The organism is Streptomyces sp. EDA2-14, from assembly GCF_054963755.1.
The window spans coordinates 79,902-106,500 of record NZ_JBUEGE010000003.1 but is presented as its reverse complement, the minus strand read 5'-3'; the positions used below and the strand labels follow the sequence as shown (position 1 = coordinate 106,500).

The window sequence follows — 26,599 nt, the reverse complement described above, 5'->3', positions numbered from 1 at the left end:
GTGGGGGCGGGGGCCGCCACGCCACGGGACGGGTTACACCAGTTCCCCGTTGCGGGCCACCACGTGGCCACCGTGCACCACCATGTCCCGCTGCGGCATGTCCACCACGACCTGCGGCACGCACTCGCCCCGCAGCAGCACGAAGTCCGCCGGGCTGCCCGCCTTGAAGTCCACACGCGGCAGACCCATGACGTCCGCCCCACCGTGTGCCCCCGCCGTGTAGCACGCGGTCAGCTCGTCGTCGAGGCGGATGTCGGTGACCCAGCCGAGGAGGTGCGCCCGGTGCAGCATGTCCGCGTTGCCGAACGGGCTCCACGAGTCGCGCACCCCGTCCGAGCCGAGCCCGACCCGCACCCCGCGCTCCTTCAGCTTGGCGATCGGCAGCACCAGGTCCGCGCTCGGCGCGACGGTCGTCAGGGCGATGTCCTGATCCGCCAAGTCGGCTGCCATCGCGTCGAGTTCGGCATCCTTCAGGTACGGAATGCAGAAAACGTGGCTCACCGTCACCTTGCCGCGCAGCGACAGCGCCTTGGTGCGCTCGATGATGCCGCGCAGCACCTTCGTGCCCTTCTCGTCACGGTCGTGGAGGTGGATGTCGACACCGACGCCGTACCGGTCCGCGAGGTCGAAGACGAGGTCGAGCTGTTCGTCCATGCCCTGGTCGAAGCTGATCGGGTCGATGCCCCCGATCATGTCGACGAGGCCGCCGCGCGCCGCGTCCCGCAGCAGCTCCGCGGTGCCGGGCTTGCGCACCACACCGTGCTGCGGGAACGCCACGATCTGCACGTCGAGCGCGTCCGCGAGCCGGTCCCGCGCCTGCGCGATCCCCTCGACCCCGGCGAGACCGTAGGCGGGCGCCACGTCGGCGTGCGCGCGCATCGCCCGGGTGCCGCGGGTCACGGCGTGCGACATCAGGCCGTACGCCCGCTCGCCGACCGGGCGCTTCTGCGTACGGAACACCTCGACGTCCTGGTCGCAGTAGTCGGCGATGCCGTCCGCCGGCTTGCGCGAGATCCAGTCGCTGCCCCACGTCGTCTTGTCGGGGTGGATGTGCGCGTCCACCAGCGACGGGAGGGCGATCCGGCCGCCACCGTCGACGATCTTCGCGTTGGCGGGCGCGGGCTTGTCGCTGAACTTCCCGTCGACCACGGTCAGGTCCACGGACTCGCGGGTGCCGAACGGGCGGACGTCGCGGAACACCACGGCCTTGCCGGGGCGGCGGGCCTGCGCGGCCGGAGCCTGCGCCTGTGCCTGCGTCGCCGTCGCGCCCAGGGTCGCGCCGCCGATCGAGGCCGCACCCGCGAGGACACCGCGCCGGGACAGGGGAGGAGTCATGCCGTTCTCCTTCGTTCGCGTTCGAGGGGGAATCCGAGAGAAAGGTGAAGGGGGGGGCGACGGTCAGATCGCGATGCCCGAACGCACCACGCCCGCAGGCTTCTTGAGCACCGACACATCGGCCAGCGGGTCGCCGTCGACGAGCAGTACGTCGCCCGCGCTGCCCCGGGCGAGGCGGCCGACGGTGCCCTCCAGGCCGAGCAGCTTCGCCGCGCCGGTGGTGGCCGTACGGATCGCGTCGAGCGCGCTGAGGCCCGCCGAGTGCATCAGCTCGACCTCGCCGCCGATCGGGTCGACGGTGCCGCCGGAGGAGTCCGTGCCTGCGGCCAGCGGGACGCCCATCTCGTGCGCGGCGAGCGCCGCCTTCTTCAGCAGCGGCAGATAGGTGCGGCCGCGCTCGTCGAGGACCGGGTCGTCGGAGCCGATCATGCCGGCGATGGCGCCGAGGGTCGGCGTGAAGAACGTGCCGCGGCGGCGCATCTCGGCCAGCGTGCGCTCGCTGACGTACGCGCCGTGCTCCAGGGAGCGGATGCCCGCCCGCACCGCGTCGTCGCAGCCCTTCTCGCTGTAGCTGTGGCAGAGCACGCCCTTGCCGCCGCGCCTGGCCGCCGCGACGATCACGGACAGTTGCTCGCGCGAGTAGACCTGCTCCAGCGGGTCCTGCTCGGCAAGGCCCGCACGCGGGTTGACGCGGGTCTTGATGACGTCGGCGCCGCGCTTGAGGTTCACCTCGACGACGCGGCGCAGCGCCTCGGCGGACTGCACGCCGCCCTTGAGGCGGGCCAGCGGGGTGAGGTCCGGGTCGCCGAGTACGGTGTCGCCGAGGTCGGGCGTGACGAAGATGCCGGCGGCCTTCAGGCGGGGCGCGAGCTCGGGGGCCTGGCGGGCCAACTCCCGTACGGCGATGTCCTGGTAGAAGTTCGTGGAGCCGCTGCGCGCGCTGGTGGCGCCCTTGCGGACCGCGTCGAGGGCCTCGGTCGCGGTGTTGAGGTGGATGTGCGCGTCGACGAGTCCGGGCAGCACCCAGCGGCCGTGCGCGTCGATGCGCCGCACGTCGCCGGGGACCTCCACGCGGCCGCGGGCACCGGCCGCGCGCACGACGCCGTCGCGGATCACGACGACGGCGTCCTCGGTCACCTCGCCGGTGGCCGGGTCGAGCAGGGTGCCGCCGTCGACGACGAGGTCACCGGCGCGGGGCGCGGTGGCCGGGCGGCGGGGTGCGGCGGACGCCGTGGGCGCGCCGGAGCCGAGGGCGGTCGCGGTGCCCGCGAGCACGGCGGACGCGGCGAGGACACCGCGGCGGGTCAGTCGGCTGGACGGGGGCTCGGCGGGCTCGACGCACATGAGGGCTCCAGGCGGGGTTCTACGAGGATGAGCTGGTCCGCCTTTTTGTATACCAACGGGGAGCGTGCGACAAGGGAGCTCAAGCCTATGTGCCTTAATGCCCCGTTTCTGATCCGGCCCGCACGGGGTGGTTCGAGGGGTTACTCGCCCTCGGTATACAAAGTGGAGTCGCCGAACAGGGACCGCAGCGCCACCGTGCGGCTGTCCCTGACGTGCAGCAGCGTGCTCGCCACCGCCAGCTCCTCGTCGCCCGCCGCGATGTGCCGGAAGATGTCCGCGTGCTGGGCCCGCATGTGCGCGGGCTCCTCGCGCAGCCCGAACAGGAGCTGCAACTGCCAGCTCAACTGCTCCATGGTGCGGGCGAGCAGCGGGTTCCCGCCGAGCGCCACGATCTCCTCGTGGAACGCCGTGTGCGCGGCCACCTCCCGCGTGCCCTCGTCCGCCGCGGCGGCCCGCTCGGCCCGGTCCAGGCAGGCGCGCAGTGCGTCCAGCGAGGGCGGGTCCTGCGCCGCGAGCGCCCGCGCCGCGAGCCGCGAGGCCTGCACGGCGAGCGGCTCCCACACCTCGTACAGATGCCGGACGTCGGCCCGCTCCAGGCGGCGCACCCGCACACCGCTGCGCGGCAGCAGTTCGAGCAGGCCCTCCGCGACGAGCGCGCGCAGCGCCTCCCGCACGGGCACCCGCGACATCCGCAGTTCCTCGGCGACCTCCCGCTCCACGAGCCGCGCGCCCATGGGGTAGCGGCGGTCCACGATGCGCCGGCGCACCGCCTCCCGCGCCTGCGCGCTCAGGGACGTGCGCCCCTCGTCCGACCCCGCCGTACTGCCCGTCACGTGCACCGTCCTTCGCCCGTCGTGCCCGGGGCGAGGATACGTGCCGCCCCGTGGGTCAGGCCTGCTCGACCGGCTCCTCGGTCATGGCCTGCCGGTCCACGTACTCGAAGACCGAGCCGTCGGGGTGCAGCGCGATCAGATTGCGGCCCGCCGGAGTCGGCACGGGGCCCGCGATGACCTTGGCGCCGGAAGCGGTGAGCAGGGTGCCCGCCTCGTCGACGTCGGGGACCGCGATCGTCGCCGTCACCTTGCGCAGCACGTCGATCTCCGCCTTGGGGCCGCTCATCAGGAGAAAGCAGCCGACCGCGGCCACCGAGACCCCGCCGCGCTCGAACCGCAGCGCTCCGCTGCCCGTGAGGTTCTCGTAGAACGTGACCGAGGACTCCAGGTCCTCGACGCAGATGCGCAGCGTGGTTCCCAGGATTTCCATGGGAGGAGCCTAGTCGGAGCAGGCCGGGGCGCGTGATCGTTTCCAGGAACCGGACCGGGTGGCTCTCGTTACGTGGTCCGGGGCACGGGTACCCGGCGCGCATGGAACGCATGGGCGAACACATCAACGAGCAGCTGACCGACGAGCTGGCCGGACGGGTCACGCACGCCGTGCGCGAGACGCTGCGCGAGGAGTTCACCGGGGCCGTGCGGGCGCAGCGCCGCCGCGCCGCCCTGTATGCGGGAGCCGGAGCCGCCGCCCTGTACGCGGGGGCGGCGGTGGCGCTCGCGCTCGGACTCGTCCTCGCCCTCGGCTTGCCCGACTGGGCGGCGGCCCTGATCGTCGCCGCCGTCCTCGGCGTCGCGGCATACCTCCTGCGGAACGCGGCGCGGCCCGGACGGCCCGCCGCGCCCGCCGCGCCGCCGATGCCGGCCGGACCGCCGCCGACCCCGACCCCGGGAGCGTGAGCACAGTGAGCCGATCCCGTGTGCTCGTCGTCGGCGCCGGATTCGCCGGATACCGGGCCGCCCGCATGCTGACGCGGGTGGCCCGCGACACCGTCGACGTCACCCTGCTCAACCCCACCGACTACTTTCTGTACCTGCCCCTGTTGCCGCAGGTGGCCGCGGGCGCACTGGAGCCGCGCCGGGTCACCGTGTCGCTGTCCGGGACGCTGCCGCACGCGCGGCTCGTGCTCGGCGAGGCCGACGGCGTCGACCTCGACGAGCGGACCGTCTCGTACACCGACCCGGAGGGCGGGCGCGGCACCCTCTCGTACGACCGTCTCGTCCTCGCCGTCGGCAGCGTCAACAAGCTGCTGCCGGTGCCGGGCATCGCCGAGCACGCGCACGGCTTCCGCGGCATGCCCGAGGCGCTGTACCTGCGCGACCACGTGACCCGGCAGATCGAACTCGCCGCGGCCGCCGACACCCCGGAGGACTGCCGGGCCCGCTGCACCTTCGTCGTCGTCGGCGCCGGCTACACCGGCACCGAGGTCGCCGCGCAGGGGCAGCTGTTGACCGACGCGCTCGTGAAGAAGCAGCCGCTGCGCCGGGGCATCCGCCCCCGCTGGATGCTGCTCGACATCGCGCCGCGCGTCCTGCCCGAACTCGACCAGCACCTCTCCCGCACGGCCGACAGCGTGCTGCGCCGGCGCGGCGTCGAGATCCGGACGAAGACCTCCGTGAAGGAGGCCACCAAGGACGGAGTCCTGCTGGACGACGGCGAGTTCGTCGACACCCGGACGGTCGTGTGGTGTGTCGGCGTCCGCCCGGATCCGCTCGTCGCCGACCTCGGCCGCCCGATGGAACGCGGGCGGCTTGTCGTCGACCCGTATCTGAACGTGCCGGGACACCCCGAGGTGTTCGCCTGCGGCGACGCGGCCGCGGTGCCCGACATGGAGAAACCGGGCCAGTACACGCCGATGACCGCGCAGCACGCCTGGCGGCAGGGGCGGGTCGCGGGCCTCAACGTCGCCGCGTCCCTCGGCAAGGGGGAGCGCCGCGACTACCGGCACAAGGACCTCGGCTTCACCGTCGACCTCGGCGGCGTGCAGGCCGCGGCGAACCCGCTCGGCGTCCCGCTGTCCGGTCCGCTCGCGGGCGCCGTCACCCGCGGCTACCACCTGGCCGCGATGCCGGGGAACCGGGTGCGGGTCGCCGCCGACTGGCTCCTGGACGCCGTACTGCCGCGCCAGGCAACCCAGTTGGGCCTCGTGCGCTCCTGGTCGGTGCCGCTCGACACGGCCTCGCCGGAGCTGGCCCGCGTACCCGACGACAGCCGAGACAAGGAACAGCCGGACCAGGGAGGTGCCTCATGAGCACCACATACAGTGACAGCGAACTCCAGGAACTCGGGCAGCAGTTGAGGGTGGACTCGGTCCGCGCGGCGGACGCCGCCGGATCCGGCCACCCCACCTCGTCGATGTCCGCGGCCGACCTGATGGCCGTCCTCCTCGGCCGCCACTTCCGCTACGACTTCGACCGCCCCGCCCACCCCGGCAACGACCGCTTCGTGCTCTCCAAGGGCCACGCCTCGCCGCTCCTCTACGCGGCGTACAAGGCGGCCGGTGCCCTCAGCGACGCCGAACTGCTCACCTTCCGCAAGTCCGGCAGCCGGCTGGAGGGCCATCCCACGCCGCGCCGTCTGCCGTGGGTCGAGACCGCCACCGGATCGCTCGGCCAGGGCCTCCCGGTCGCCGCCGGCATCGCCTGGTCGGGCAAGCGGCTCGACCGGGTCGGCTACCAGGTGTACGCCCTGTGCGGCGACAGCGAGATGGCGGAGGGCTCCGTGTGGGAGGCCGCCGAGTACGCCGGGTACGAGCAGCTCGACAACCTCACCGCGATCGTCGACGTCAACCGGCTCGGCCAGCGCGGACCCACCCGGCACGGCCACGACCTCGACGCCTACGCCCGCCGCTTCAAGGCCTTCGACTGGCACACCGTCGTCATCGACGGGCACGACGTCGCGGAGATCGACCGCGCGTACGCGGAGGCCGCCTCGACCGTCGGCCGGCCCACGGTGATCCTCGCCCGCACCCTCAAGGGCAAGGGCGTGGCCGCCGTGGAGGACCGCGAGGGCGCGCACGGCAAACCGCTGCCCGACGCGGCCGAGGCCATCGAGGAGCTCGGCGGCGACCGGGGCGCGCGCGTGCAGGTCCAGGCACCGCCCGCCGCACGCATCCTGCACGCGGTGCGCACCGGCCGCCTCGACCTGCCCCGCTTCGACGTCGGCGACGAGGTCGCCACCCGCGACGCCTACGGCCAGGCGCTCGTCGCCCTCGGCTCCGCGCGCGGCGACGTCGTCGCGCTCGACGGAGAGGTCGGCGACTCCACGCGCACCGAGATGTTCGCCAAGGAGCACCCCGAGCGGTACGCCGAGTGCTACATCGCCGAACAGCAACTCGTCGCCACCGCCGTAGGGTTGAGCGCCCGCGGCTGGCTGCCGTACGCCGGGACCTTCGCGGCGTTCCTGACCCGCGCCCACGACTTCATCCGCATGGCGTCGATCAGCGGCGCCGACATCAACCTGGTGGGCTCGCACGCGGGCGTCGCGATCGGCCAGGACGGGCCGTCCCAGATGGGCCTGGAGGACCTGGCGATGTTCCGCGCCCTCCACGACTCGACGGTCCTCTACCCGTGCGACGCCAATCAGACCGCCAAACTCGTGGGCCACATGGCCGAGTTGACCGGCATCCGCTATCTGCGCACCTCGCGCGGGGCGGCGCCGGTGATCTACCCGGCCCACGAGGACTTCCCCGTCGGCGGCAGCAAGGTGCTGCGCTCCGGGGACGGCGACCGGGTCACGGTCGTCGCGGCGGGTGTCACCGTGCACGAGGCGCTGAAGGCGGCGGACGAGCTGGCGGCGGCCGGCATCCCGGTCCGCGTGATCGACCTGTACTCGGTGAAACCGGTCGACCGGCGCACCCTGCGGGACGCCGCGCGGGCCACCGGCTGCCTGCTCACCGTGGAGGACCACCGGGAGCAGGGCGGCATCGGCGACGCGGTGGCCGAGGCCTTCTCCGACGCGGAGCCCGCTCCGCGGCTTGCCCGGTTGGGTGTCCGCACGATGCCGGGGTCTGCGTCGCCCGCCGAGCAATTGGCCGCCGCCGGTATCGATGCGGCGGGGATCGTCGCGGCGGTCGGTCTGTTGGTCGAGCATGCGGTGACACCGTGACCCACCCCAGCCCCGCCGGCGATCGAGGCGCGGGGTCCGGGGCGGAGCCCCGAGGCTGTAACGACGGTGCAGCGCAACAGTAGGGAGGCCCCGATGGCGGACGACACCCGGATCGGAGAGGTCCGGCGACCGGACAAGGTGCTGCTGCCCGACGGCATCACCAAGGGCGACCTCGCCGACTACCACCGCTCCGTCGCCCCGTTCATGCTCCCGCACCTGCGCGGACGCCCGCTCATGCTGGAGCGGCACCCCGACGGCCTGGACGGCCCGCGCTTCATGCAGAAGGACACCCCCGAGCACTACCCCGACTGGATCCGCCGGGTCGAGGTGAAGAAGAAGGAGGGCGGCACGGTCACCCACACCGTGTGCGACGACACCGACACCCTCGTCTTCCTCGTCGACCAGGCCGCCCTCACCCTGCACCGCTGGTTGTCGCGCGCCGACAACGTCGACCGGCCCGACCGGCTGGTCTTCGACCTCGACCCGGCAGGGGACGACTTCGAGGAGGTGCGGGAGGCGGCCCGCCTGCTGCACGGGATCCTGGACGAACTGGACCTGCCCGCCGCCCCGATGACCACCGGCTCGCGCGGCGTCCACGTCGTCGTCCCCCTCGACGGACAGCACGACTTCGACGAGACGCGGGACTTCGCGCGCCAGGTCGCCGACGCCCTCGCCGCCGAACACCCCGACGCGCTCACCACGGCGCCGCGCAAGAAGGACCGCGGCGACCGCCTCTACCTCGACGTCATGCGCAACGGCTACGCCCAGACCGCCGTCGCTCCGTACACGGTGCGCGCCAAGCCGGGCGCCCCCGTGGCAGCGCCCCTGACGTGGCGGCAGCTCGGCGCGCCCGCCGTGGGCGCCCGGCACTGGACCATCGAGAACGCGCTCGAACAGGCCAGGAGCGACCCCTGGGAGGGGCTGCTCGGCAGGGGCCGATCGCTCGGCCCGGCCTGGCGCAAGCTCCGTTCCCGGCAGGCGAGTTGAGGTTTGTGTTCCCGGTTCGTGGAGACTCGGTGACCGAGGCTGCCATGACGAACACAAAGAAGACGCAAGCGTCGTCGGAGCGTGAGCGCGGCGACGACAAGACCACCGAGGCGGACGGCGCGCCGAGCCCCATGGAGGTGCTGCGCGAAGCACGCACACAGCTGGCGGAGCTCACCGGTATGGCGGCCGAGACCGTGTCGTCCTTCGAACGTACCGAGGACGGCTGGGATTTGGAGATCGAGGTCCTCGAACTGGCCCGCGTCCCCGACACCATGAGCCTGCTGGCGAGCTACCAGGTGACCCTGGACCCGCAAGGCGCCCTGACCGGCTACCGGCGGCTGCGCCGCTACGAGCGGGGCCGCTCCGAGCCCCGCAGGTCGGGCGGCCAGTGAGCCCCGGCGCCCCGTAGCCACGGGCGCCGGACACGACCGGCGCCCCACCGGACCGGCGGCCCCCGGCCGCCGCGCTCCGCCTCGGACCGCTTACTACACAGGACAGGGAGGGACGGCCCTTATGACCGTTGTCCCCGCACAGCAGTCGGGCGGCGGTGGCGGCACCAGCGGCCTGTACGACGTACTCGAACTCGTGCTGGACCGTGGCCTCGTCATCGACGCGTTCGTCCGTGTCTCGCTGGTCGGCATCGAGATCCTGAAGATCGACGTCAGGGTCGTCGTCGCCAGCGTCGACACCTATCTCCGCTTCGCGGAGGCCTGCAACAGGCTCGACCTGGAAGCCGGCCCGCACCGCGATCCCGGACTGCCCGACCTGGTCGGCGAGATGACCGAGTCCGGCGCGCGCGGCAAGTCCAAGGGCGCGCTCTCGGGCGCCGCGCAGACCATTTCCGACGCCTTCAACCAGGCCCGCGAAGAGGGCCAGCCGGAGCCCCGGCGATCCGGGTCCGGTGCCCGCCGGTCCTCCACGAGCCGCCGGAAGGAGGAGCAGGAGTGAGCAGCACATACATCTACGCCATCGCGAGCTCCGACCACCCCTCCCTGCCCGCCGGCATGGGAGGCATCGGCGAACCGGCGCGCGAGGTGCGCGTCGTCAAGGAAGGGCCGCTCGCCGCGCTCGTCAGCGACGCCCCCGAAGGGCTGCGGCCCAAGCGCCGCGACCTGCTCGCCCACCAGAGCGTGCTCTCCGAGGCGGGCGCCGGGGGACCGGTGCTGCCGATGCGGTTCGGCTCCCTCGCACCCGACGACGAGTCGGTGGCGACGGTGCTCGGCGAGCGCGCGGACCACTATCAGGAGCGGCTGCACGCGCTCGACGGCAAGGTCGAGTACAACGTGAAGGCGCAGCACGACGAGGAAGCCGTGCTGCATCAGGTGATGGCCGAGAACACCGAGGTCCGCACGCTCACCGAAGCCAACCGGAAGGCGGGCGGCGGTACGTACGAGGAGCGGCTGCGGCTCGGTGAACTGGTCGTCGCCGCCGTGCAGGCCCGCGAGTCCGAGGACGCGGTCGAGCTGCAGCACCTGCTCGAACCCACCGCCTCCGCGGTGTCGACCGGGCCCGAGAGCACGGGCTGGCTCGCCAACGTCTCGTACCTCGTGGACAGGCAGGAGGCCGAGCACTTCCTCGCCGCGGTCGAGGAGGTCCGGCGCGACCACCCGCACCTCGACATCACCGTCAACGGGCCGCTGCCCCCTTACAGCTTCGTCGAGCCGGGCCCTTCGGAGCCCGCGGCCACGGAGTGACCCCATGGGACTGATCTCGGAGGTGCTGCTGCTACCGCTCGCTCCGGTGCGCGGATCCCTGTGGGCGGTGCAGCAGGTGCTCGCCGAAGCAGAACGGCAGTACTACGACCCGGCCACCGTCCGCCGTGAACTGGCCCGGCTGGAGGAGCGGTTGGTGTCGGGCGAGATCGACCAGGACACATTCGACCGCGTCGAGGACGAGCTCCTCGATCGTCTGGAGGGACCTTGAACAGGACAGCGCTCGGCCTCGCGATAGGGGCCGGCTACGTCCTCGGACGTACGAAGAAGATGAAGCTGGCGCTGGCCGTCGGCACGATGGTCGCGGGCAAGAAGCTCAATCTCACCCCGCGCGGGGTGGCCGAACTGGTCACCCAACAGCTGGAGAAGAACCCGCAGTTCAAGGAGATCGGCGACCAGCTCCGCCAGGATCTGAGCGGAGTCGGCAAGGCGGCCACGGGCGCGCTCGTCGACCGCCAGATCGAAGGCCTCGCGGGCCGGCTGCACGACCGCACGCAGGGCGTGCGCGACCAGCTGGCGGGTGTCGCCCCGGACACGGACGACGTGCGCGGAGCGGGCAAGAAGGCGACCGGTCTGGTCCGTGGCCGTGGTGGCCGCGAGGACGAGGGTGAGGACGGGTACGACGAGACCGACGAGGAGGAGTACCGGGACGACCGGGAGGACCGGGGCGACCGGGACGACCAGGACGTCGACAACGAGAACGAGAGCGCGGACGACCGCGCAGATGACCGCGACGACGACCGCGCGGACGACCGCGACGACGAGACCGCCGAGCGGTCCGCGCCCTCCGGCCGGGCCGCGAAGAAGGCGCCCGCCAAGAAGCGGCCCGCCCAGAAGTCGGCGGCGAGCAAGACGCCGCCTGCCAAGAAGGCACCGGCGAAGAAGCCGGAGCGGAGCCGGGGCGGTGGTGCGCGAAAGGCCCCGGCCCAGCAGACCGCGGGCGCGGGCGCCCGCGCCGCGAAGGGAGGCGGTGGCCGTGGCTGACTCGACCGCGACGAAGAACCCGCTCGCCGCAATCGCCGAGAGCGAGGCCGCCGACCACCTCAAGTCGGAACTGCGCGACTACCTCGGCGCCCAGGCCCAGCGCCTGCTCGTCGGCGCCGGTCGCAAGCTCGGCGAGACCACCGTGAAGCTGAACGACATCGCGGACGGCAAGAGCCCCGGCTTCGCCTCCCTCGCGCTCGACGGCGGACGCAAGCTCGCCGAGGGCAAGGGCCCGGTGCGCAGCGCGGTGGAGCTCGGCGCGGGCCGGCTCAAGGACAATGTCGTCAACGCGTTCAAGGGACTCGGCGGCGGCAAGGGCAAGCGCAAGGGCGCGGGCGCGAAGCCGACCGTCATAATGGAGTACGTCGACGTGGGCGTCGACCTGCGCACGGCCTACGACCAGTGGACGCAGTACCAGGAGTTCAGCACCTTCGCCAAGGGCGTCAAGAGCGCCGACCGGGCCGACGACACGACGTCGGACTGGCAGCTCAAGGTCTTCTGGTCGAACCGCAGTTGGAAGGCCACCACGACCGAGCAGGTGCCCGACGACCGCATCATGTGGACGTCCGAGGGAGGCAAGGGCACCACGAAGGGTGTCGTCTCCTTCCACCGGCTCGCCGACCGGCTCACCCGGGTGCTGCTGATCATCGAGTACTACCCCAAGGGCCTGTTCGAGCGGACCGGCAACATCTGGCGCGCCCAGGGCCGCAGGGCCCGTCTCGACCTCAAGCACTTCGTCCGCTTCATCACCCTGCGCGGCGAGGCGAGCGACGGCTGGCGCGGCGAGATCCGCGACGGCGAGGTCGTCCGCAGCCACGAGGAGGCAGTGGAAGCGGAGGAGGCTGAGAACGCCGAGAACGCCGAGGACGCGACCGACGAGTCGGAGTCGCCCGACGAGGAGTACGAGGCCGAGGACGAAGGCGACGAAGGCGAGTACGAGGACGAGGCCGAAGAGCCCGAGGAAGAGGAAGAAGAGGGCTACGACGAGGCCGAGGGAGAGGACGAAGGCGAGGAGTACGAGGCCGAGGACGAAGGTGAGGGCTACGAGGACGAGGCCGAGGAGGAGAGCGGCGAGCCCTCGCGGGAGCGGCAGTACGCCGGGAGCGGAGCCCGCCGATGACGACGGCGAGCCGCTTCCCGGAACCGTATCGGGGTGACGGCGGGGCCAACCTCGCCGACATCCTGGAGCGGGTGCTCGACAAGGGAATCGTCATCGCGGGCGACATCCGGATCAACCTGCTCGACATCGAACTGCTGACCATCAAACTGCGCCTGATCGTCGCGTCGATCGACAAGGCCAAGGAGATGGGCATCGACTGGTGGGAGGAGGATCCGGCCCTGTCCTCGAGCGCCCGCCGCAAGGAACTCCAGAAGGAGAACGCCGAGTTGAAGCAGCGCATCGCCGAACTCGACGAACTCACCGAAGGCCGGAAGGACACTGCGTGACCACAGACGATCCGCGCGAGCTGCGCTACGTGTACGCCGTGTGCCACCCGCTCGGCGCCCCGCTCCAGGCCGAACTCACCGGCGTGGCCGGCGCCCCGCCCCGGCAGCTGGACCACCGCGGCCTCGTCGCGGTGGTCGGCTCCGTGCCGGAGGCGGACTTCGCCGAGGGGCCCCTGCACGCCCACCTGGAGGACCTGGACTGGCTCACCGAGACCGCCCGCGCCCACCAGAACGTGATCGCCGCGCTCACCACGGTCACCAGCCCGCTCCCCCTGCGCCTCGCCACGGTCTTCCGTGACGACAGCGGCGTACGGCTGATGCTGGAGCAGGAGGAGCAGCGCTTCCGCACGGGCCTCGACCGGCTCGCGGGACGCGTGGAGTGGGGCGTGAAGGTGTACGTGGAGGAGCCCGAGGCCTCCCCGCCGCCGGACCGCACCGCCGCGCCCGCCTCGTCCGGCCGCGAGTACCTGCGCCGCCGCCGCGCCGAGCGCACCGCGCGCGACGACACCTGGCGGCGCGCCGAACACTTCGCGCAGGAGCTGCACGACGAGCTGTGCCGGTACGCCGCGTACACCCGCGTCCATCCGCCGCAGAACCCGGAGCTCTCCCGCGCCAGTGGCAGGAACGTGCTCAACGCGGCGTATCTCGTCGAGCGTTCGCGTGCGGAGGAGTTCGTGGAGCGCGTCGACGCCACGAAGGACCGCGAACCGGGGCTGCGCGTCGAGCTGACCGGTCCGTGGGCGGGCTACTCGTTCACGGCCGACGAAGAGGAGACCGGGGGAGAGGGGAAGGCATGACGGTCGTCGAACGGCGGGAGATCGCCCTGGTCGACCTCCTCGACCGGCTGCTCGCGGGCGGCGTCGTCCTCGCCGGGGACGTCACCCTGCGGATCGCCGATGTCGACCTGGTGCGCATCGACCTCAACGCCCTGATCAGCTCGGTGAACGAGCAAGTGCCCTCGCCCTGGCCGGAGGTGATGAGCGGTGAGTGAACGGCGCCGCATCGAACTCGAACCCGACACCGTCGAGCGCGACCTGATGAAACTGGTCCTCACCCTCGTCGAGCTGCTGCGTCAGCTCATGGAGCGCCAGGCGATCCGCCGCTTCGACGTCGGCGACCTGACGGAGGACCAGGAGGAGCGGGTCGGGCTGACGCTGATGCTCCTGGAGGACCGGATGGAGCAGTTGCGTGAGCGCTACGGGCTGCGGCCCGAGGACCTGAACATCGACCTCGGACCGCTCGGCCCGTTGCTCCCGCGCTCCTGAACCCGTCTAGTTCGCGGCGGAGTCAGCTACGGGCTTGCGGCACAGGATCTCCCCGTGCAGCACCCCGAACCACGCGTCCTCGTGCGTGCCCCACTCCCGCCACGCCTGCGACACGGCCGTCAGCTGCTCGGGTGTCGCGTGCCCGCCGCCGGTCGCGCGGTCGGCGTACGCGGAGGCGAGGGTGCGGTCCGCCCACAGCCCGCTCCACCAGGCGATCTCCTCGGGCGTCGAGTAGCACCACGTACCGGCGGAGCACGTGATGTCCTCCTGCGTGAAACCGGCCCGCAGCGCCCACGACTTCAGGAAGCGCCCGGCGTCCGGCTCGCCGCCGTTGGCGCGGGTCACCCGCTCGTACAGGTTCAGCCAGTCGTCCAGGGCGGGCAGCCGCGGGAACCAGGAGAACGCCGCGTAGTCGGATTCGCGTACCGCGATGATGCCGCCCGGTTTCGTCACCCGGCGCATCTCGCGCAGCGCCTGCACGGGATCGCCCACGTGCTGCAGCACCTGGTGCGCGTGCACGACGCAGAACGTGTCGTCCGGCCAGTCCAGCGCGTGCACGTCCGCCGTCGTGAAGTCGACGTTGGTCAGGCCCCGTTCGGCGGCCGTGGCGCGCGCCTGGTCCAGGATGCCCTCGGCGTGGTCGGCCCCGGTCACATGGCCCTCGGGGACCAGCGCTGCCAGATCGGCGGTGATCGTGCCGGGGCCGCAGCCGATGTCCAGGATCTTCATGTGCGGCTTGAGCGAGTCGAGCAGGTAGGCCGCCGAGTTGGCGGCGGTGCGCCAGGTGTGCGAGCGGAGCACGGACTCGTGGTGGCCGTGGGTGTATACGGCGGTCTCCTGCGGCATGACTCGATCCCTTCGCGTACGGCGGACCGCCGGGGGCGCCTGCCCCCGGCGGTCCGATCACCGTACGCCCGCCAGCCGCATCGTGAGATACCCGTCTTGAACCGTGGACGCACCAGAGGTGTCGCCGGTGCTACAGCAGTCCCAGCGGCCGGTACACGCGCAACGCCTCGTGCTGCTTGTCGATCGTCAACTCAGGTCCGCACGGGGCGACTTCGCCGTCGAAGGCGAGTGGCGTCCCCGGTGTGATCCCGCGCACCCGCAGCCGGGTGAGCCGGGTCGCCGCGTGGAACGGGGAGCGGGACAGCGGCCCGGACAGCGCCGCCGCGAGCAGCCGGACACCGGGCAGCCGGCCGCCGCTGACCGTGCGTACGTCGAGCAGCCCGTCCGCCAGGTCCGCGCGCCGGCCCGCCGTCAGGCCCATCCGCCGGTAGGTGCAGTTTCCGGCGAACAGCAGCCACAGCGGCCGCTTGCGGCCCGACATCTCGACCTCCAGCGGATGGTCGCGGCGCAGTACGTGGATCGCTCCCACGACGTCCGCGAGCCGCCCGCCGATCCGCCCCGACCAGCGCTCCCGCTCCCGCACCAGCTCCGGGTAGGCGCCGAGGCTGAACGTGTTGAGGAAGATCCCGGACGTCTCGGCCGAGGTGAAGCGGCCCACGTCGACCGCGACCGCGTCGCCGCCCTCGACCGCCCGCACCAGGTCACCCGGATCCTCTATGCCGAGGTCGTACGCGAAGTGGTTGAGGGTCCCGCCGGGCAGCACGGCCAGCGGCAGCCCGTGCTTGAGGGCCACCCGCGCCGCCGTGTTCACCGATCCGTCGCCGCCCGAGATGCCCAGGGCGCGGGCCCGCGGCGCCGCCTTCTCCAGCACGGTCTCCAGGTCGCCGCCGCTGAACTCCACGAACTCGGCCTGCGGCAGCGCGCTCTTCAGCGACTTCACCTTCTCCGGGGTGCCGGCCCCGGTGTTCACCACAAGGACCAGGCCCTCGCCGCCCGGCAGCGCCGGCACGTCCTCGACCAGGGGCCGCCCCGGCGACGGCATCTGGTCGCGGGTCGGCACAAGCCCGCGCACCGCGAAGGCGGCGCCCGCGCCGAGCGCCGCGCCCGCGATGACGTCGCCGGGGAAGTGGGCGCCGGTGTAGACGCGGGACGCGGCGACGGAGAACGCGACCGGCGCGAGCGCGGCGCCCCAGCCGCGCGACTCCAGCGCCACCCCCGTGGCGAACGCCGCCGCCGAGGCCGCGTGCCCCGAGGGGAACGACGTCGTGAACGGCTGCCGCTTCAGGCGGCGCGCCAGGGGCACCGGGTCGAGCGAGGGCCGCGTCCGGCGCACCGAGCGCTTCCCGAGGGTGTTGATGGTGGCCGAGGCGAGCGCGAGGGAGGCCACTCCGCGCACGGCGGCCCGGCGGGCCCGCGGCGATCCGGTCATGACGAGCGCCCCGCCGACCGCGAACCACAGCACACCGTGGTTCGCGGACCGGCTCAGCCGCGGCAGGATCCGCTCGGCGCCCGGCCAGTTCGCCCCCGCGGCGAACTCGAACACCCGCAGATCCATTCCGGCGAGCCGGTCCCGCAGTGTCGGTGGCACGGGCGGCGTCGTGTCGAAGCCGGGAACAGGGATCGTCTTCAAGGGAGCAGGAATCGTTCTCAGTGGGGCGGGAAAAGCCTTCGGTGTCTTCGGCGTCTTCAACTTCTTCAGCGCAAACATGGAAGAACTGGTACCCCGACCTGCGGCTCGCACCCGGTGCCGGTCGGCCAATTCGTTTGCCCGTCACCCGCACGGGCGTCCAGAATGCGGGATCATGGGACATCTGGAAGCGGCACACCTCGAGTACTACCTCCCCGACGGGAGGGCGCTGCTCGGCGATGTCTCCTTTCGTGTGGGCGAAGGCGCGGTCGTCGCGCTCGTCGGTCCGAACGGGGCGGGCAAGACCACCCTCCTGCGCCTGATCTCGGGCGAGATCCAGCCGCACGGCGGCTCGGTGACGGTCGGCGGCGGGCTCGGCGTGATGCGCCAGTTCGTGGGCTCGGTCCGCGACGGGACGACCGTCCGGGACCTCCTCGTCTCGGTGTCCCCGCCGCGTATCCGGGAGGCGGCGCAGGCGGTCGACGAGGCCGAGCACCTGATCATGACGGTCGACGACGAGGCCGCGCAGATGAAGTACGCGCAGGCCCTCGCCGACTGGGCCGAGGCGCAGGGCTACGAGGCGGAGACCCTCTGGGACATGTGCACCACGGCGGCGCTCGGCGTGCCGTACGACAAGGCGCAGTTCCGCGAGGTGGGCACCCTCTCCGGCGGTGAGCAGAAGCGGCTCGTCCTGGAGGCGCTGCTGCGTGGCACGGACGAGGTCCTCCTCCTCGACGAGCCGGACAACTACCTCGACGTACCCGGCAAGCGCTGGCTTGAGGAGAAGCTCCGCGAGACCCGCAAGACGGTCCTGTTCGTCTCCCACGACCGGGAGCTGCTCGCCCGCTCCGCCGAGAAGATCGTCAGCGTCGAGCCGAGCCCCGGCGGGGCGGACGCCTGGGTGCACGGCGGCGGGTTCTCGACGTACCACGAGGCGCGCCGCGAGCGTTTCGCGCGTTTCGAGGAGCTGCGCCGCCGCTGGGACGAGAAGCACGCGCAGCTGAAGAAGCTCGTGGTCAACCTGCGGCAGGCGGCCTCCGTCAGCCACGAGATGGCGTCCCGGTACGCGGCGGCGCAGACCAGGCTGCGCAAGTTCGAGGAGGCGGGCCCGCCGCCGGAGCCGCCGCGCGAGCAGGACATCACGATGCGCCTGAAGGGCGGCCGCACGGGAGTGCGGGCGGTGACCTGCGAGGGCCTTGAGCTCACCGGCCTGATGAAGCCGTTCTCCCTGGAGGTCTTCTACGGCGAGCGGGTCGCGGTCCTCGGCTCGAACGGCTCGGGCAAGTCGCACTTCCTGCGGCTGCTCGCGGGCGACGAATCCGTCGCGCACACCGGTGCGTGGAAGCTCGGCGCGCGCGTCGTGCCGGGCCACTTCGCCCAGACCCACGCCCATCCGGAACTCCAGGGCCGGCCGCTGCTCGACATCCTGTGGCGCGACCACGCCAAGGACAAGGGCCCGGCGATGTCACTGCTGCGCCGCTACGAGCTGACCGCGCAGGCCGAGCAGAAGTTCGAGCGGCTCTCGGGCGGCCAGCAGGCCCGCTTCCAGATCCTGCTGCTCGAACTGGAGGGCGCGACCGCGCTGCTCCTCGACGAGCCGACGGACAACCTCGACCTGGAGTCGGCCGAAGCCCTCCAGGAGGGCCTGGAGGCCTTCGATGGTACGGTCCTCGCGGTCACCCACGACCGCTGGTTCTCCCGGTCCTTCGACCGCTATCTGGTGTTCGGCTCGGACGGCCGGGTCCGCGAGACGGCGGAGCCGGTGTGGGACGAGCGGAGGGTGGAGCGCGACCGCTAGCGCCCGCGCCCCTGCCTCCGCCCGGGGCGGCCTCAGGTGCCGTTGACCTGCCCCAGCAGCGCCAGGTCGAAGGCCTTCAGGTCGTCCGGGCGGCGGCTCGTGACCAGCACGTTCGGTCCGGCCGTGCAGACCTTCACCTGCTCGTCGACCCAGGTGCCGCCGGCGTTGCGGATGTCGGTGGCCAGGCTCGGGTACGAGGTCAGCGTCCGGCCGCGCACCACGTCCGCCTCGATCAGCGTCCACGCCGCGTGGCAGATCGCCGCGACCGGCAGGCCCCGCGTGAAGAAGTCCCGTACGAACGCGACCGCGTCGGGATCCGTGCGCAGCTGGTCCGGGTTGGCGACGCCGCCGGGCAGCACCAGCGCGTCGAAGCCGTCCGCCGACGACCCCAGGCCCGTCACCGTGGCGTCGACCGGGAACTTGTCCGCCCTGTCGAGGTGATCGAAGGCCTGGATCTCACCCTGCTTCGTCGATACGAGCACGGGTTCGCCGCCCGCGTCCCGCACCGCCTGCCAGGGGTCCGTCAGCTCAACCTGCTCGGCCCCCTCCGGCGCCACCAGGAACGCGATCCGCATGGTTGTCAACTCCTCTGCTGAGTATGGCTGTTCACTGTTCTCGGGCGGGGCGGGCTCAGCCGGGTGTGCCGTCCGCCCAGCTGTCCGCGGCCGCGCCGCTGATGTCGGCCAGCGCGGACGCCGGATCCTGCGTCAGCGCCAGATCGCCCAGGCTGACCATCCCGACGGGATGCCCGTCCTGCACGACCGGCAGGCGGCGCACGGCGTACTCGCGCATCAGCGTGACCGCGGTGGACACCTCGTCGCCCGGGGCGATCGCCACCGGGCGCGGAGTGCACACCTCCTCGGCGCTCACCGTGAGCGGATCGGCCCCGTCGGCCACGGCCCGCAGCGTGATGTCACGGTCCGTGAGCACTCCCACGATCCGTGCCTCGTCCGCCACCAGTACATCCCCGATGTCCTGCGCCCGCATCAGCTGGGCGGCCTCGACCAGCGAGGCGTCGGGGCGTACCGCGACGACACCGGGTGTCATGACGTCACTCACCACATCGGCCATCGTATTTCGGCCCCTTCACGTGCTCGGGTGCTCCGGATTTCGGCCCGGGTACCCGGCCGGTCCGGAGCCATTCCCCGCCTTTTGCAAGGGTTCGGGACCCGGCGGGCACGGTGGCGCGAACATGCGGGCCCCGGCCACGGGGCGCACGCTGGAGATGCCGCGGTGTTTGCGGCGATGCCCCCAGGGCAGGCGAATGACAGTGCTTCGGACAGGAGGCACGTCCGTGGGAGATGTACGACGGTGTCGTGCATCCAGGTCCGCAGGATCGCCCCGGGTGTGTCCGATTCGACCTGCGGGCGCGACTCCCACGGTAACCACCGAACCCAAGGCACATCAGGGAGTTGCGACCCATGCGCACGCGTACCAGCGCACCCCAGAACCCGGTGAAGCCCAGTGGACGCCACCCGCACGACGACGCCCCCGACACCGCCGAAGCCTTCGAGCAGCTGTCCGACATGCCCGAAGGGCCCGAGCGCGACGAACTGCGCCAAGAAGTCGTAGAGGCCTGGCTGCCGATGGCCGACCGCCTGGCGGGACGCTTCCGCAACCGCGGTGAGTCCTACGAGGATCTGCGTCAGGTGGCGGCACTCGGTCTGGTCAAGGCCGTGGACCGTTACGACCCGGAGCGCGGAAACGCCTTCGAGAGCTACGCGGTACCCACCGTGACCGGTGAGATCAAACGGCACTTCCGCGACCACATGTGGACACTGCATGTGCCGCGCCGCGTCCAGGACCTGCGCAACAGGGTCCGCTTTGCCCAGCACGAACTGTCCCAGTCCATCTCGGGGCGTGCCCCGACCCTCAGTGAGGTGGCCGAACACGCGAACATGACCGAGGACGAGGCCCGTACCGGCCTTGAGGCGCTGGAGAGCTTCACCGCGCTCTCCCTCGACGCCGAACTGCCCGGCAGCGAGGACGGCTACTCGCTGTCCGACGCCCTCGGCGACGCCGACCCGGCGCTCGACGTCGTCGTCGACCGCGAAGCCGTCAAGCCGCGCATAGCGGCGCTGCCGGAGCGGGAGCGGGAGATCCTCTACATGCGGTTCTTCGGCGACATGACGCAGAGCCGGATCGCCGAGCGGCTCGGCATATCGCAGATGCACGTGTCCCGCCTGATCAGCCGCTGCTGCGACCGGCTGCGCGATCAGGTCCTCGCGGACGCCGCCTAGGCGCCCGCCCGGACGGAAGTCGCTACTTCCGTATGGCCAACGCGATATGACGGGCCATCATGTCGAGTGTCTTCGCCTCGGCCATCGAAAAGGCGAGGCGGCCCGCGGACCGGAACAGGGTGAGCACACCCTGGACCGGTTCGCCGGGCGCGGCAATCAGTGGAGCACACAGCAGTGAGGTGACGTCGGCGCGCACGAGCACCGGCGCCCCCGACGCGTCGTCCCCCAGGGCCCGCAGGTCCTCCGGGCGCACGAGCAGCGCCGGCGCGCCACCGCGTGCCGCCTCGGCGACGAGCGGACTCGTGGCCGGGTCCTGCGCGGCGATGTCCCGTACGGCCGCGTCGTCCGCGCCGAGCACCGCCGTGCGCTCCAGGCGTGCGGCCCCCTTGTCGGCCACCACCCAGTCGGCGAACCGCCCGTGCAGCACGCGGGCGGCGCGCCGCAACAGCTCGTCCGGATCGCCCACCGGGCCGCCGAGCAGCTCCCGCGTCATCGCGTCGAGCAGGTCGGTGAGTGCGGCGTGCCGCGTCGTCTCCGCGAGGTCGGGGACCGGCGCGGTGGGCCGGGACGAGGCGGGCGGGACGGCGGCGTCGTCGGCGGGCTGCAGCGTCACGAGGACCGTGGTGCGCGGCTCGTTGCCCGGGCGCAGGCCGGTGAGGACGGTACGGACGGGGGCGTGCGGATTCTGCTGCAGGTGCACGGTCAGTCCCCGATCGCCCTCGCCGCGGGCCACCGCCGCGACCTGCGAGCGGAACGCGGCCCGGTCGGCGTGCGCGAGGAGCCCCGACAGCGGGCGGCCTGTCGCGTATCCGGCGCGCACCCCCGTGAAGGTCGTCGCCGCGAAGTTCAGGCGGCGCACCACCGACTCGCGGTCCACGAGCGCCACCGGCAGCGGGAGGCGCTGGAAGACGGCGCGCAGCACCTGCTGCTCCTGCCGGTCCGCCGGACGGCCCGCCCGCTCGACGCCCACGGCCTCGCCCCGCCGGGCCTGCGGCCACAGTTTTCCCACCACGTGGTCGAGTTCGAAGAGCGCGGCGTCGAGGACGGCGGGCAGTTCCGCCGTGGAGACCGAGCGCGCCGCCTTCAACTCCGCCACCCGGCGCACGAAGTCCGTCCGCTCTTCGTCGAATTCCTCCGTCTGCGCCATGCTGAGAACGTATCCCGTACCGCGGTTTTCGGGAGCCGGGCGCGGGAAGTCGACCGCCTAGGAGGCTTGAACCCGATGCGAAAGCACGTGTCGGACGATCACGACAACCGCCCCGCCCGGGTCGGGAAGTCCCCCGTGCCGCTCGACCAACCGGCCGTGCGGGCACCGGAGTCGGGGCTGCCGACCCGGCGGCTCTCCGAGCTCGCCGAAGAGGCGGTCAGGTGCACCGAGGACTGCTGCGGCGCCGTCGCCACCGCGAGCGACGGCACCGACGAGCGGCCGAGCGCGGTCACCCACCCCGATCTCGCCGCGCTCCTGTCCGTGCAGGACCGCTCCGGCGAGGGACCCATACCGGCCGCGGAGGAGGGCGGCGACCCGGTCGACGCCAGTGACCTGCTGAACGACCGCCGCTGGCCCGACTACCGGGCGCTCGCCCTCGACTCCGGGGTGCGCTCCAGCGTGACCATCCCGTTCCGCAGCGGCGATCTCACGGTCACGCTCAGTCTCTACAGCTTCCGACCCGGCGGCCTGGAGACCGCTTCGCACGGTCCGGTCCGCGCCCTCGGCGATCTGGCCGCGAGCGCCCTGGTGCGGGACCGCTCCTACCAGGCCGCCCTCTCCGAGGTCGACCAGCTGGGCGCGGCCCTGCGCTCACGCCCCGTGGTCGACCAGGCCTGCGGGATCGTCATGCATGTGCTGGGCTGCGGTCCGGACGACGCGTTCACCGTGCTGCGCCGGATCTCGCAGACGACGAACCGGAAACTGGCGGATGTCGCCTCCGCCGTCGTCGAGCGGCGCGGACGCGGCCTGGAGCGCGAGTTCAGCGCCCTGGCCGAGTGAGCGTCCGCCCCGCCCGCGGCACGCCCGGTCACCCGAGCGGCCCAGCCGCCGCGCCGAACCCCGCCTGCCCCGGCGCCCACACGGGTACGCACAGGGAGAGGAGCGCGGACGCGGGGGCCACGCCGCGCGCGGACCCCCGGCGAGGTGTGACGCTGGGAGTGGGCCCGGTGGCCCGCCACCCCACGGCGGCCGCCGCCCCCTGAAGCGACCCCACCCGCACGGAGAGCGGACGGCACGGAGGCAGCATGCGGCAATCGGAACCCACGGCCCGGCCCGCGGGCCCCGGCACCGCGCGGGAGCGCGCCCCCGAGGGCCGTGGGCCCGTGCGCTACGGACCGCCGCTGCCCGACCCCGGCCTCCCGGTGCTGCCCGAAATCGTCGCCGTCGCCGCGGGAGCCGCCGGACGTGCGGCGTCCGAACCGCCCGGCGGGCCGCCCGCCCTGCTCGAAGCGGCCTGCGGGTACTGGCAGCGCCGCGGCCTTCGCACCGAGCGCGAACAGCTCGGTGCGGCGCCCGGCGCGGCCCCGCTGCTGCTCGCCCTCACCGCGGCGCTCGGCGGCGACGTACTGCTGCCGCGCCCCTGTTCGGCGTGGTGGGTGCCGCAGGCCCGGCTCCTCGGCCGCACCGTGTTCCACGTGCCGACGCCCGCCGAGTGCGGCGGCGTCCCCGACTCGACGGCCCTCCTGGAGACGGTCCGCCGGGTCAGGGTCGAGGGCGGCGACCCGCGCCTGCTCGTGCTGTCCGTCGCCGACGACCCCACGGCGACCGTGCCGCCGCCCGAGGCGCTGCACGAGGCCGTGGAGGCCGCCGCGGCCGAGGGACTGCACGTGATCAGCGACGAGACCTGGCGGGACACCCTGCACCCCGGCGCCGACACCGTCCTGTTCAGCCCCGCCGAGATGTACCCGCGCGACGTCACCGTCATCAACGACCTCACCGGCGCGTTCCTGCCGCCCTCGCTGCCCGCGGCCTGCGCCCGGTTCCCCGCCACCGAGCAGGGCGGCAGGCTGCGCGCCCGCGTCCTCGACATCCTCACCGCGACCGGCGCGCTGCTCCCGGCGCCGGTCGCCGCCGCGGCCATGTACGTCCTGACCGAGACCGAGGAGGTCACCGAGCGCCGCGCGGCCGGCGCCGCGCTGCACGCGCGGGTGGCCGGGGCCCTGCACCGCGCCGTGCTCGGCGCGGGCGGCCTCGCCAGACCGCCGCGGGCCGGCCGGCACCTCTACATGGACCTGGAGGAGCTGCGGCCCCGGCTCGCCGCGCTCGGCGTCAGCGACTCCCAGGACCTGGAGGACTTCCTCGGGGAGCGGCTCGGCATGCCGGTCCCCGGCGGCCACCGCTTCGGCGACGAACAGGGCGCGCTGCGGGCCCGGCTGTCGACGGGACCGCTGCTCGGGTCAACCCCCGACGAACGCAGGGCGTCCCTCACCTCACCGGAGCCCTTGGAATTGCCGCACGTGGCACGGGTGTTGACCATGGTGGAGTCGACGCTCCGCGGCATCGGAGACGGACCGGCAGGCGAAGGATGGGAGTCCGAGCGATGACGCAAGCGTCCGAAGCACCGTCTGCCGAGGGGACCGCGCGGAGCGCCGACGACACCGCGGCCCTCCCGCCCCTCGTCGAGCCGCGGCCGCTCGGCGGGGGAGGCACCGCGGCCGAGGACGTGCCGCGCCGCTGGCCCAAGTCCTTCACACACCGGCTCACCGCTCCGCTGCCGGGCCTGCGCGCCTTCGCCCGGTTCGCCCGCGAGGGCGCGCTGCGGCCGCCCGCCGAGAGCCTCACCGACATCCCGAAGCTGCCCTTCGAGCCGGGCCCGCTGCCGCCCGCCGACACCCGTACCGCGGCCGTCACCTGGGTCGGACACGCCAGCTGGATCGTCCGCATCGGCGGCCTCACGGTCCTCACCGACCCCGTCTGGTCCCGCAAGATCCTCGGCACCCCGGCCAGAGTCACCCCGCCCGGAGTCGCCTGGAGCGCGCTGCCCCGCGTCGACGCCGTCGTCATCAGCCACAACCACTACGACCACCTGGACTGGCCGACCGTCAAAAGACTCCCGCGCGACACCCCGGTGCTCGTCCCCGCCGGTCTCGCCCGCTGGTTCACCCGGCGCGGCTTCACCCAGGTCACCGAGTTGGACTGGTGGGAGGCGGCGGAGCTGCACGGGGTCCGCTTCGACTTCGTGCCGGCCCACCACTGGTCCAAGCGCAGCCTCGTCGACACCTGCCGCACCCTGTGGGGCGGCTGGGTGCTCACCGACTCCGAAGGGCAGCGGATCTACTTCGCGGGCGACACCGGGTACGGCCACTGGTTCGCGCAGATCGGCCGCCGCTACCCGGGCATCGACCTCGCGCTGCTCCCCATCGGCGCGTACGACCCGCGCTGGTGGCTGAAGGACGTGCACTGCGACCCGGAGGACGCCGTGCGGGCGGCGCAGGACGTGGGCGCGCGCCGGATGGCGCCGATGCACTGGGCGACGTTCCTGCTGTCGGCGGAGCCGGTCCTCGAACCCCTCACCCGGCTGCGGACCGCGTGGGCCGCGGCGGGACTGCCGAGCACGGCCCTGTGGGACCTCCCTGTGGGCGGCTCACGCGTGCTGACCGCCTGACTCCCGGCCCCGCAGCCTGCGCCACACGCCGGGCACCGCGCTGATCAGCACGGTCAGGACGATCGCCGCGACGACGCCCTGCCACGGCTCCGGGAAGAGGGAGCCGCCGAGGATGCCGATGACCTGGTACGTCGCCGCCCACGCGAGGCAGGCCGGGACGTCGCCGCGGGCGAACTGCCGCAGCGGCATCTTCGCCAGCAGACAGGCCAGCATCACCGGGATCCGCCCGGCGGGCACCAGCCGGGACAGCACGAGCACCATCACCCCGTGGTCGGCGAGCTTGCCCTGCGCCTGCGCGAGCCGCTCCTCCGGGGCCCGCGAGCGGAGCGCCTCCAGCCACTTCGACCCGTTCTTCGAGCCCATGCCGCGCCGCCCCAGCCAGTACAGGACGAGATCGCCGAGGAACGCGGCGAGCGCCGCCACCGCGAAGACGAGCAGGAGCGAGAGCGGCGCGCTGTGGTGGAACGCCACGACCGCCGCGGAACTCACGAGCGCGCCGGTCGGAATGACCGGAACCAGCGCCCCGAAGAAGACCAGCAGGAACAACGACGGGTAGCCGACGGCCTGCTGGGTCGACTCGGGTGGGACCTGGGACGCGGCGAAGAACATCACGGGGCAGCCCCCGGCCGTCTGCTGGGGTGGCTCATCCGGCCACCTCCGGCCGCACGCTCTCGCCCTGCGCGAGCCGGTGCACCGCCACGCCGGGCGCGCGCAGCGCCGCCTGCCGTACGAACTCGTCGCCCGGCGCGTGGAACTCGTGCGGTCGCACCGCGTCCATCCCGATCGGCCAGTACGTCCCGTAGTGCACGGGCACCGCGCTGCGCGGCGCGAGTCGGGTGAGCGCCTCCGCTGCCCGCCCCGCGTCGAGATGCCCCGAGCCGAGGTACGGGCCCCAGCCGCCCACCGGGAGCAGCGCCACGTCGACCTCGCCGACAGCCTCCGCCATGCCGTCGAAGAGCCCCGTGTCGCCCGCGAAGTACGTCCGGGCCTCGCCGTTCACCACATAGCCGAGCGCGGGCACGACATGCGGGCCGACCGGCAGGCGCCGCCCGTCGTGCTCGGCGCGCACCACCTCGATCGTCACCTGTCCGGCCTCGATCTCGGCGCCCGGCTCCACCTCGACGATCTTCAGCGTGGCGAGCTTGCGCAGGGCGGGCACGGCGCGCGGGGCGCCCTTGGGCACCAGGACCCGGGTGCCGGGCGCGAGCCGGGCGAGCGAGGGCACGTGCAGATGGTCGGCGTGCAGGTGGGAGACGAGCACCACGTCCGCCTCGGCGGCGCGCGGCGGCGGGGGCGCGCCCCGGCGGCGCCGCAGATGCGCCAGGCGCCGGGCGAAGAGCGGATCCGTCAGTACGCGCGTCCCGGTGTCCTCGACGGTGCAGGTCGCATGACCCCACCAGGTGATCTCCACCGGCACGCGCTCCTCCTTGTGCTCCTTCGGGCGACTCCCTTGAGCCTACGTGCAGGAGTAGGGTCGTCGCCGAA

At 73.0% G+C, this 26,599-nt stretch carries 30 protein-coding genes; 19 read left to right on the top strand and 11 right to left on the bottom strand.

Going from position 1 to position 26,599, the window contains the following annotated elements; genetic code table 11:
* Nucleotides 1-33: 33 nt before the first annotated feature.
* The 4 genes from ACY34M_RS10330 to ACY34M_RS10315 form a co-directional block, all read right to left on the bottom strand.
* Entirely contained in the window at nucleotides 34-1,335 is a 1,302-nt protein-coding gene (locus tag ACY34M_RS10330; RefSeq protein WP_462719307.1) for an amidohydrolase, read from the bottom strand.
* Between the two features lie 63 nt (nucleotides 1,336-1,398).
* Nucleotides 1,399-2,679 (bottom strand): amidohydrolase family protein, encoded by a 1,281-nt coding sequence (locus tag ACY34M_RS10325; RefSeq protein ID WP_462719306.1) that lies wholly within the window; start codon nucleotides 2,677-2,679, stop codon nucleotides 1,399-1,401.
* A 140-nt stretch (nucleotides 2,680-2,819) separates the two neighbouring features.
* Complete coding sequence (locus tag ACY34M_RS10320) at nucleotides 2,820-3,512, bottom strand: GntR family transcriptional regulator (protein ID WP_462719305.1); 693 nt, start codon at nucleotides 3,510-3,512, stop codon at nucleotides 2,820-2,822.
* Between the two features lie 55 nt (nucleotides 3,513-3,567).
* Nucleotides 3,568-3,942 (bottom strand): VOC family protein, encoded by a 375-nt coding sequence (locus tag ACY34M_RS10315; protein ID WP_462719304.1) that lies wholly within the window; start codon nucleotides 3,940-3,942, stop codon nucleotides 3,568-3,570.
* Between the two features lie 101 nt (nucleotides 3,943-4,043).
* Here ACY34M_RS10315 and ACY34M_RS10310 point away from each other — a divergent pair, with 101 nt between their 5' ends.
* The 14 genes from ACY34M_RS10310 to ACY34M_RS10245 all read left to right on the top strand — a co-directional run bounded on the left by ACY34M_RS10310 (nucleotide 4,044) and on the right by ACY34M_RS10245 (nucleotide 14,011).
* Nucleotides 4,044-4,409 (top strand): phage holin family protein, encoded by a 366-nt coding sequence (locus ACY34M_RS10310; RefSeq protein WP_462719303.1) that lies wholly within the window; start codon nucleotides 4,044-4,046, stop codon nucleotides 4,407-4,409.
* 5 nt (nucleotides 4,410-4,414) lie between these two features.
* Complete coding sequence (locus tag ACY34M_RS10305; RefSeq protein WP_462719302.1) at nucleotides 4,415-5,761, top strand: NAD(P)/FAD-dependent oxidoreductase; 1,347 nt, start codon at nucleotides 4,415-4,417, stop codon at nucleotides 5,759-5,761.
* Nucleotides 5,758-7,617 (top strand): transketolase, encoded by a 1,860-nt coding sequence (locus ACY34M_RS10300; protein ID WP_462719301.1) that lies wholly within the window; start codon nucleotides 5,758-5,760, stop codon nucleotides 7,615-7,617. The genes ACY34M_RS10305 and ACY34M_RS10300 overlap by 4 nt, the downstream gene beginning before the upstream one ends.
* 93 nt (nucleotides 7,618-7,710) lie before the next feature.
* Nucleotides 7,711-8,604, top strand: a complete 894-nt coding sequence (gene ligD, locus ACY34M_RS10295; RefSeq protein ID WP_462719300.1) for a non-homologous end-joining DNA ligase — start codon at nucleotides 7,711-7,713, stop codon at nucleotides 8,602-8,604.
* 44 nt (nucleotides 8,605-8,648) lie between these two features.
* The gene (locus tag ACY34M_RS10290) at nucleotides 8,649-8,996 is read left to right on the top strand and encodes a gas vesicle protein GvpO (protein ID WP_462719299.1); all 348 of its coding nucleotides are present in this window, start codon (nucleotides 8,649-8,651) and stop codon (nucleotides 8,994-8,996) included.
* A gap of 121 nt (nucleotides 8,997-9,117) precedes the next feature.
* Nucleotides 9,118-9,552, top strand: a complete 435-nt coding sequence (locus tag ACY34M_RS10285; protein ID WP_462719298.1) for a gas vesicle structural protein GvpA — start codon at nucleotides 9,118-9,120, stop codon at nucleotides 9,550-9,552.
* A complete protein-coding gene (locus ACY34M_RS10280; RefSeq protein ID WP_462719297.1) occupies nucleotides 9,549-10,298 on the top strand; it encodes a GvpL/GvpF family gas vesicle protein in 750 nt (249 codons plus the stop codon). Before ACY34M_RS10285 ends, ACY34M_RS10280 begins: the two co-directional genes overlap by 4 nt.
* A 4-nt stretch (nucleotides 10,299-10,302) precedes the next feature.
* Complete coding sequence (locus tag ACY34M_RS10275; protein ID WP_462719296.1) at nucleotides 10,303-10,527, top strand: gas vesicle protein GvpG; 225 nt, start codon at nucleotides 10,303-10,305, stop codon at nucleotides 10,525-10,527.
* Nucleotides 10,524-11,300 (top strand): DNA primase, encoded by a 777-nt coding sequence (locus ACY34M_RS10270; RefSeq protein ID WP_462719295.1) that lies wholly within the window; start codon nucleotides 10,524-10,526, stop codon nucleotides 11,298-11,300. The genes ACY34M_RS10275 and ACY34M_RS10270 overlap by 4 nt, the downstream gene beginning before the upstream one ends.
* Nucleotides 11,287-12,420 carry an SRPBCC family protein gene (locus tag ACY34M_RS10265; RefSeq protein ID WP_462719294.1) on the top strand — a complete coding sequence of 378 codons (1,134 nt, stop codon included), beginning with the start codon at nucleotides 11,287-11,289 and terminating at the stop codon, nucleotides 12,418-12,420. The genes ACY34M_RS10270 and ACY34M_RS10265 overlap by 14 nt, the downstream gene beginning before the upstream one ends.
* On the top strand, nucleotides 12,417-12,746 hold the full coding sequence (locus ACY34M_RS10260) for a gas vesicle protein (RefSeq protein ID WP_462719293.1): 330 nt from the start codon (nucleotides 12,417-12,419) through the stop codon (nucleotides 12,744-12,746). The genes ACY34M_RS10265 and ACY34M_RS10260 overlap by 4 nt, the downstream gene beginning before the upstream one ends.
* A complete protein-coding gene (locus ACY34M_RS10255; protein ID WP_462719292.1) occupies nucleotides 12,743-13,543 on the top strand; it encodes a GvpL/GvpF family gas vesicle protein in 801 nt (266 codons plus the stop codon). Before ACY34M_RS10260 ends, ACY34M_RS10255 begins: the two co-directional genes overlap by 4 nt.
* On the top strand, nucleotides 13,540-13,737 hold the full coding sequence (locus ACY34M_RS10250) for a gas vesicle protein (RefSeq protein WP_462719291.1): 198 nt from the start codon (nucleotides 13,540-13,542) through the stop codon (nucleotides 13,735-13,737). The genes ACY34M_RS10255 and ACY34M_RS10250 overlap by 4 nt, the downstream gene beginning before the upstream one ends.
* Nucleotides 13,730-14,011 carry a gas vesicle protein K gene (locus tag ACY34M_RS10245; RefSeq protein ID WP_356379398.1) on the top strand — a complete coding sequence of 94 codons (282 nt, stop codon included), beginning with the start codon at nucleotides 13,730-13,732 and terminating at the stop codon, nucleotides 14,009-14,011. Before ACY34M_RS10250 ends, ACY34M_RS10245 begins: the two co-directional genes overlap by 8 nt.
* 6 nt (nucleotides 14,012-14,017) lie before the next feature.
* Here the strand turns inward: ACY34M_RS10245 and ACY34M_RS10240 are convergent, their stop codons facing one another.
* Both ACY34M_RS10240 and ACY34M_RS10235 read right to left on the bottom strand, forming a co-directional pair.
* Nucleotides 14,018-14,857, bottom strand: coding sequence for a class I SAM-dependent methyltransferase (locus ACY34M_RS10240; RefSeq protein WP_462719290.1), 840 nt, complete (start codon nucleotides 14,855-14,857; stop codon nucleotides 14,018-14,020).
* A 130-nt stretch (nucleotides 14,858-14,987) separates the two neighbouring features.
* A complete protein-coding gene (locus tag ACY34M_RS10235) occupies nucleotides 14,988-16,565 on the bottom strand; it encodes a phosphatase PAP2 family protein (RefSeq protein WP_462719289.1) in 1,578 nt (525 codons plus the stop codon).
* A gap of 94 nt (nucleotides 16,566-16,659) precedes the next feature.
* Between ACY34M_RS10235 and ACY34M_RS10230 the strand changes: the two genes are divergently transcribed.
* A complete protein-coding gene (locus ACY34M_RS10230; RefSeq protein ID WP_462719288.1) occupies nucleotides 16,660-18,282 on the top strand; it encodes an ABC-F family ATP-binding cassette domain-containing protein in 1,623 nt (540 codons plus the stop codon).
* Between the two features lie 32 nt (nucleotides 18,283-18,314).
* Here ACY34M_RS10230 and ACY34M_RS10225 read toward each other — a convergent pair whose 3' ends face one another.
* Together ACY34M_RS10225 and ACY34M_RS10220 are read right to left on the bottom strand one after the other, a co-directional pair.
* The gene (locus ACY34M_RS10225) at nucleotides 18,315-18,857 is read right to left on the bottom strand and encodes a type 1 glutamine amidotransferase domain-containing protein (protein WP_462719287.1); all 543 of its coding nucleotides are present in this window, start codon (nucleotides 18,855-18,857) and stop codon (nucleotides 18,315-18,317) included.
* Between the two features lie 55 nt (nucleotides 18,858-18,912).
* Entirely contained in the window at nucleotides 18,913-19,353 is a 441-nt protein-coding gene (locus ACY34M_RS10220; protein WP_462719286.1) for a CBS domain-containing protein, read from the bottom strand.
* A 350-nt stretch (nucleotides 19,354-19,703) separates the two neighbouring features.
* On the opposite strand from ACY34M_RS10220, the gene ACY34M_RS10215 reads away from it, so the two are divergent.
* Nucleotides 19,704-20,522, top strand: a complete 819-nt coding sequence (locus ACY34M_RS10215; protein ID WP_462719285.1) for an RNA polymerase sigma factor SigF — start codon at nucleotides 19,704-19,706, stop codon at nucleotides 20,520-20,522.
* 22 nt (nucleotides 20,523-20,544) lie between these two features.
* Here ACY34M_RS10215 and ACY34M_RS10210 read toward each other — a convergent pair whose 3' ends face one another.
* Entirely contained in the window at nucleotides 20,545-21,669 is a 1,125-nt protein-coding gene (locus ACY34M_RS10210; protein WP_462719284.1) for a GAF domain-containing protein, read from the bottom strand.
* 75 nt (nucleotides 21,670-21,744) lie between these two features.
* Between ACY34M_RS10210 and ACY34M_RS10205 the strand changes: the two genes are divergently transcribed.
* The 3 genes from ACY34M_RS10205 to ACY34M_RS10195 all read left to right on the top strand — a co-directional run bounded on the left by ACY34M_RS10205 (nucleotide 21,745) and on the right by ACY34M_RS10195 (nucleotide 25,114).
* Entirely contained in the window at nucleotides 21,745-22,509 is a 765-nt protein-coding gene (locus ACY34M_RS10205; protein ID WP_462719283.1) for an ANTAR domain-containing response regulator, read from the top strand.
* A 245-nt stretch (nucleotides 22,510-22,754) separates the two neighbouring features.
* Nucleotides 22,755-24,053 carry an aminotransferase class I/II-fold pyridoxal phosphate-dependent enzyme gene (locus ACY34M_RS10200; protein WP_462719282.1) on the top strand — a complete coding sequence of 433 codons (1,299 nt, stop codon included), beginning with the start codon at nucleotides 22,755-22,757 and terminating at the stop codon, nucleotides 24,051-24,053.
* Nucleotides 24,050-25,114 carry an MBL fold metallo-hydrolase gene (locus ACY34M_RS10195; protein WP_462719281.1) on the top strand — a complete coding sequence of 355 codons (1,065 nt, stop codon included), beginning with the start codon at nucleotides 24,050-24,052 and terminating at the stop codon, nucleotides 25,112-25,114. Before ACY34M_RS10200 ends, ACY34M_RS10195 begins: the two co-directional genes overlap by 4 nt.
* On the opposite strand, the gene ACY34M_RS10190 is transcribed toward ACY34M_RS10195, so the two are convergent.
* Nucleotides 25,094-25,723 (bottom strand): DedA family protein, encoded by a 630-nt coding sequence (locus ACY34M_RS10190; protein WP_462719463.1) that lies wholly within the window; start codon nucleotides 25,721-25,723, stop codon nucleotides 25,094-25,096. The two genes, ACY34M_RS10195 and ACY34M_RS10190, sit on opposite strands and share 21 nt — an antisense overlap.
* Before the next feature lie 34 nt (nucleotides 25,724-25,757).
* Nucleotides 25,758-26,531, bottom strand: a complete 774-nt coding sequence (locus ACY34M_RS10185; RefSeq protein WP_462719280.1) for an MBL fold metallo-hydrolase — start codon at nucleotides 26,529-26,531, stop codon at nucleotides 25,758-25,760.
* Nucleotides 26,532-26,599: the final 68 nt, after the last annotated feature.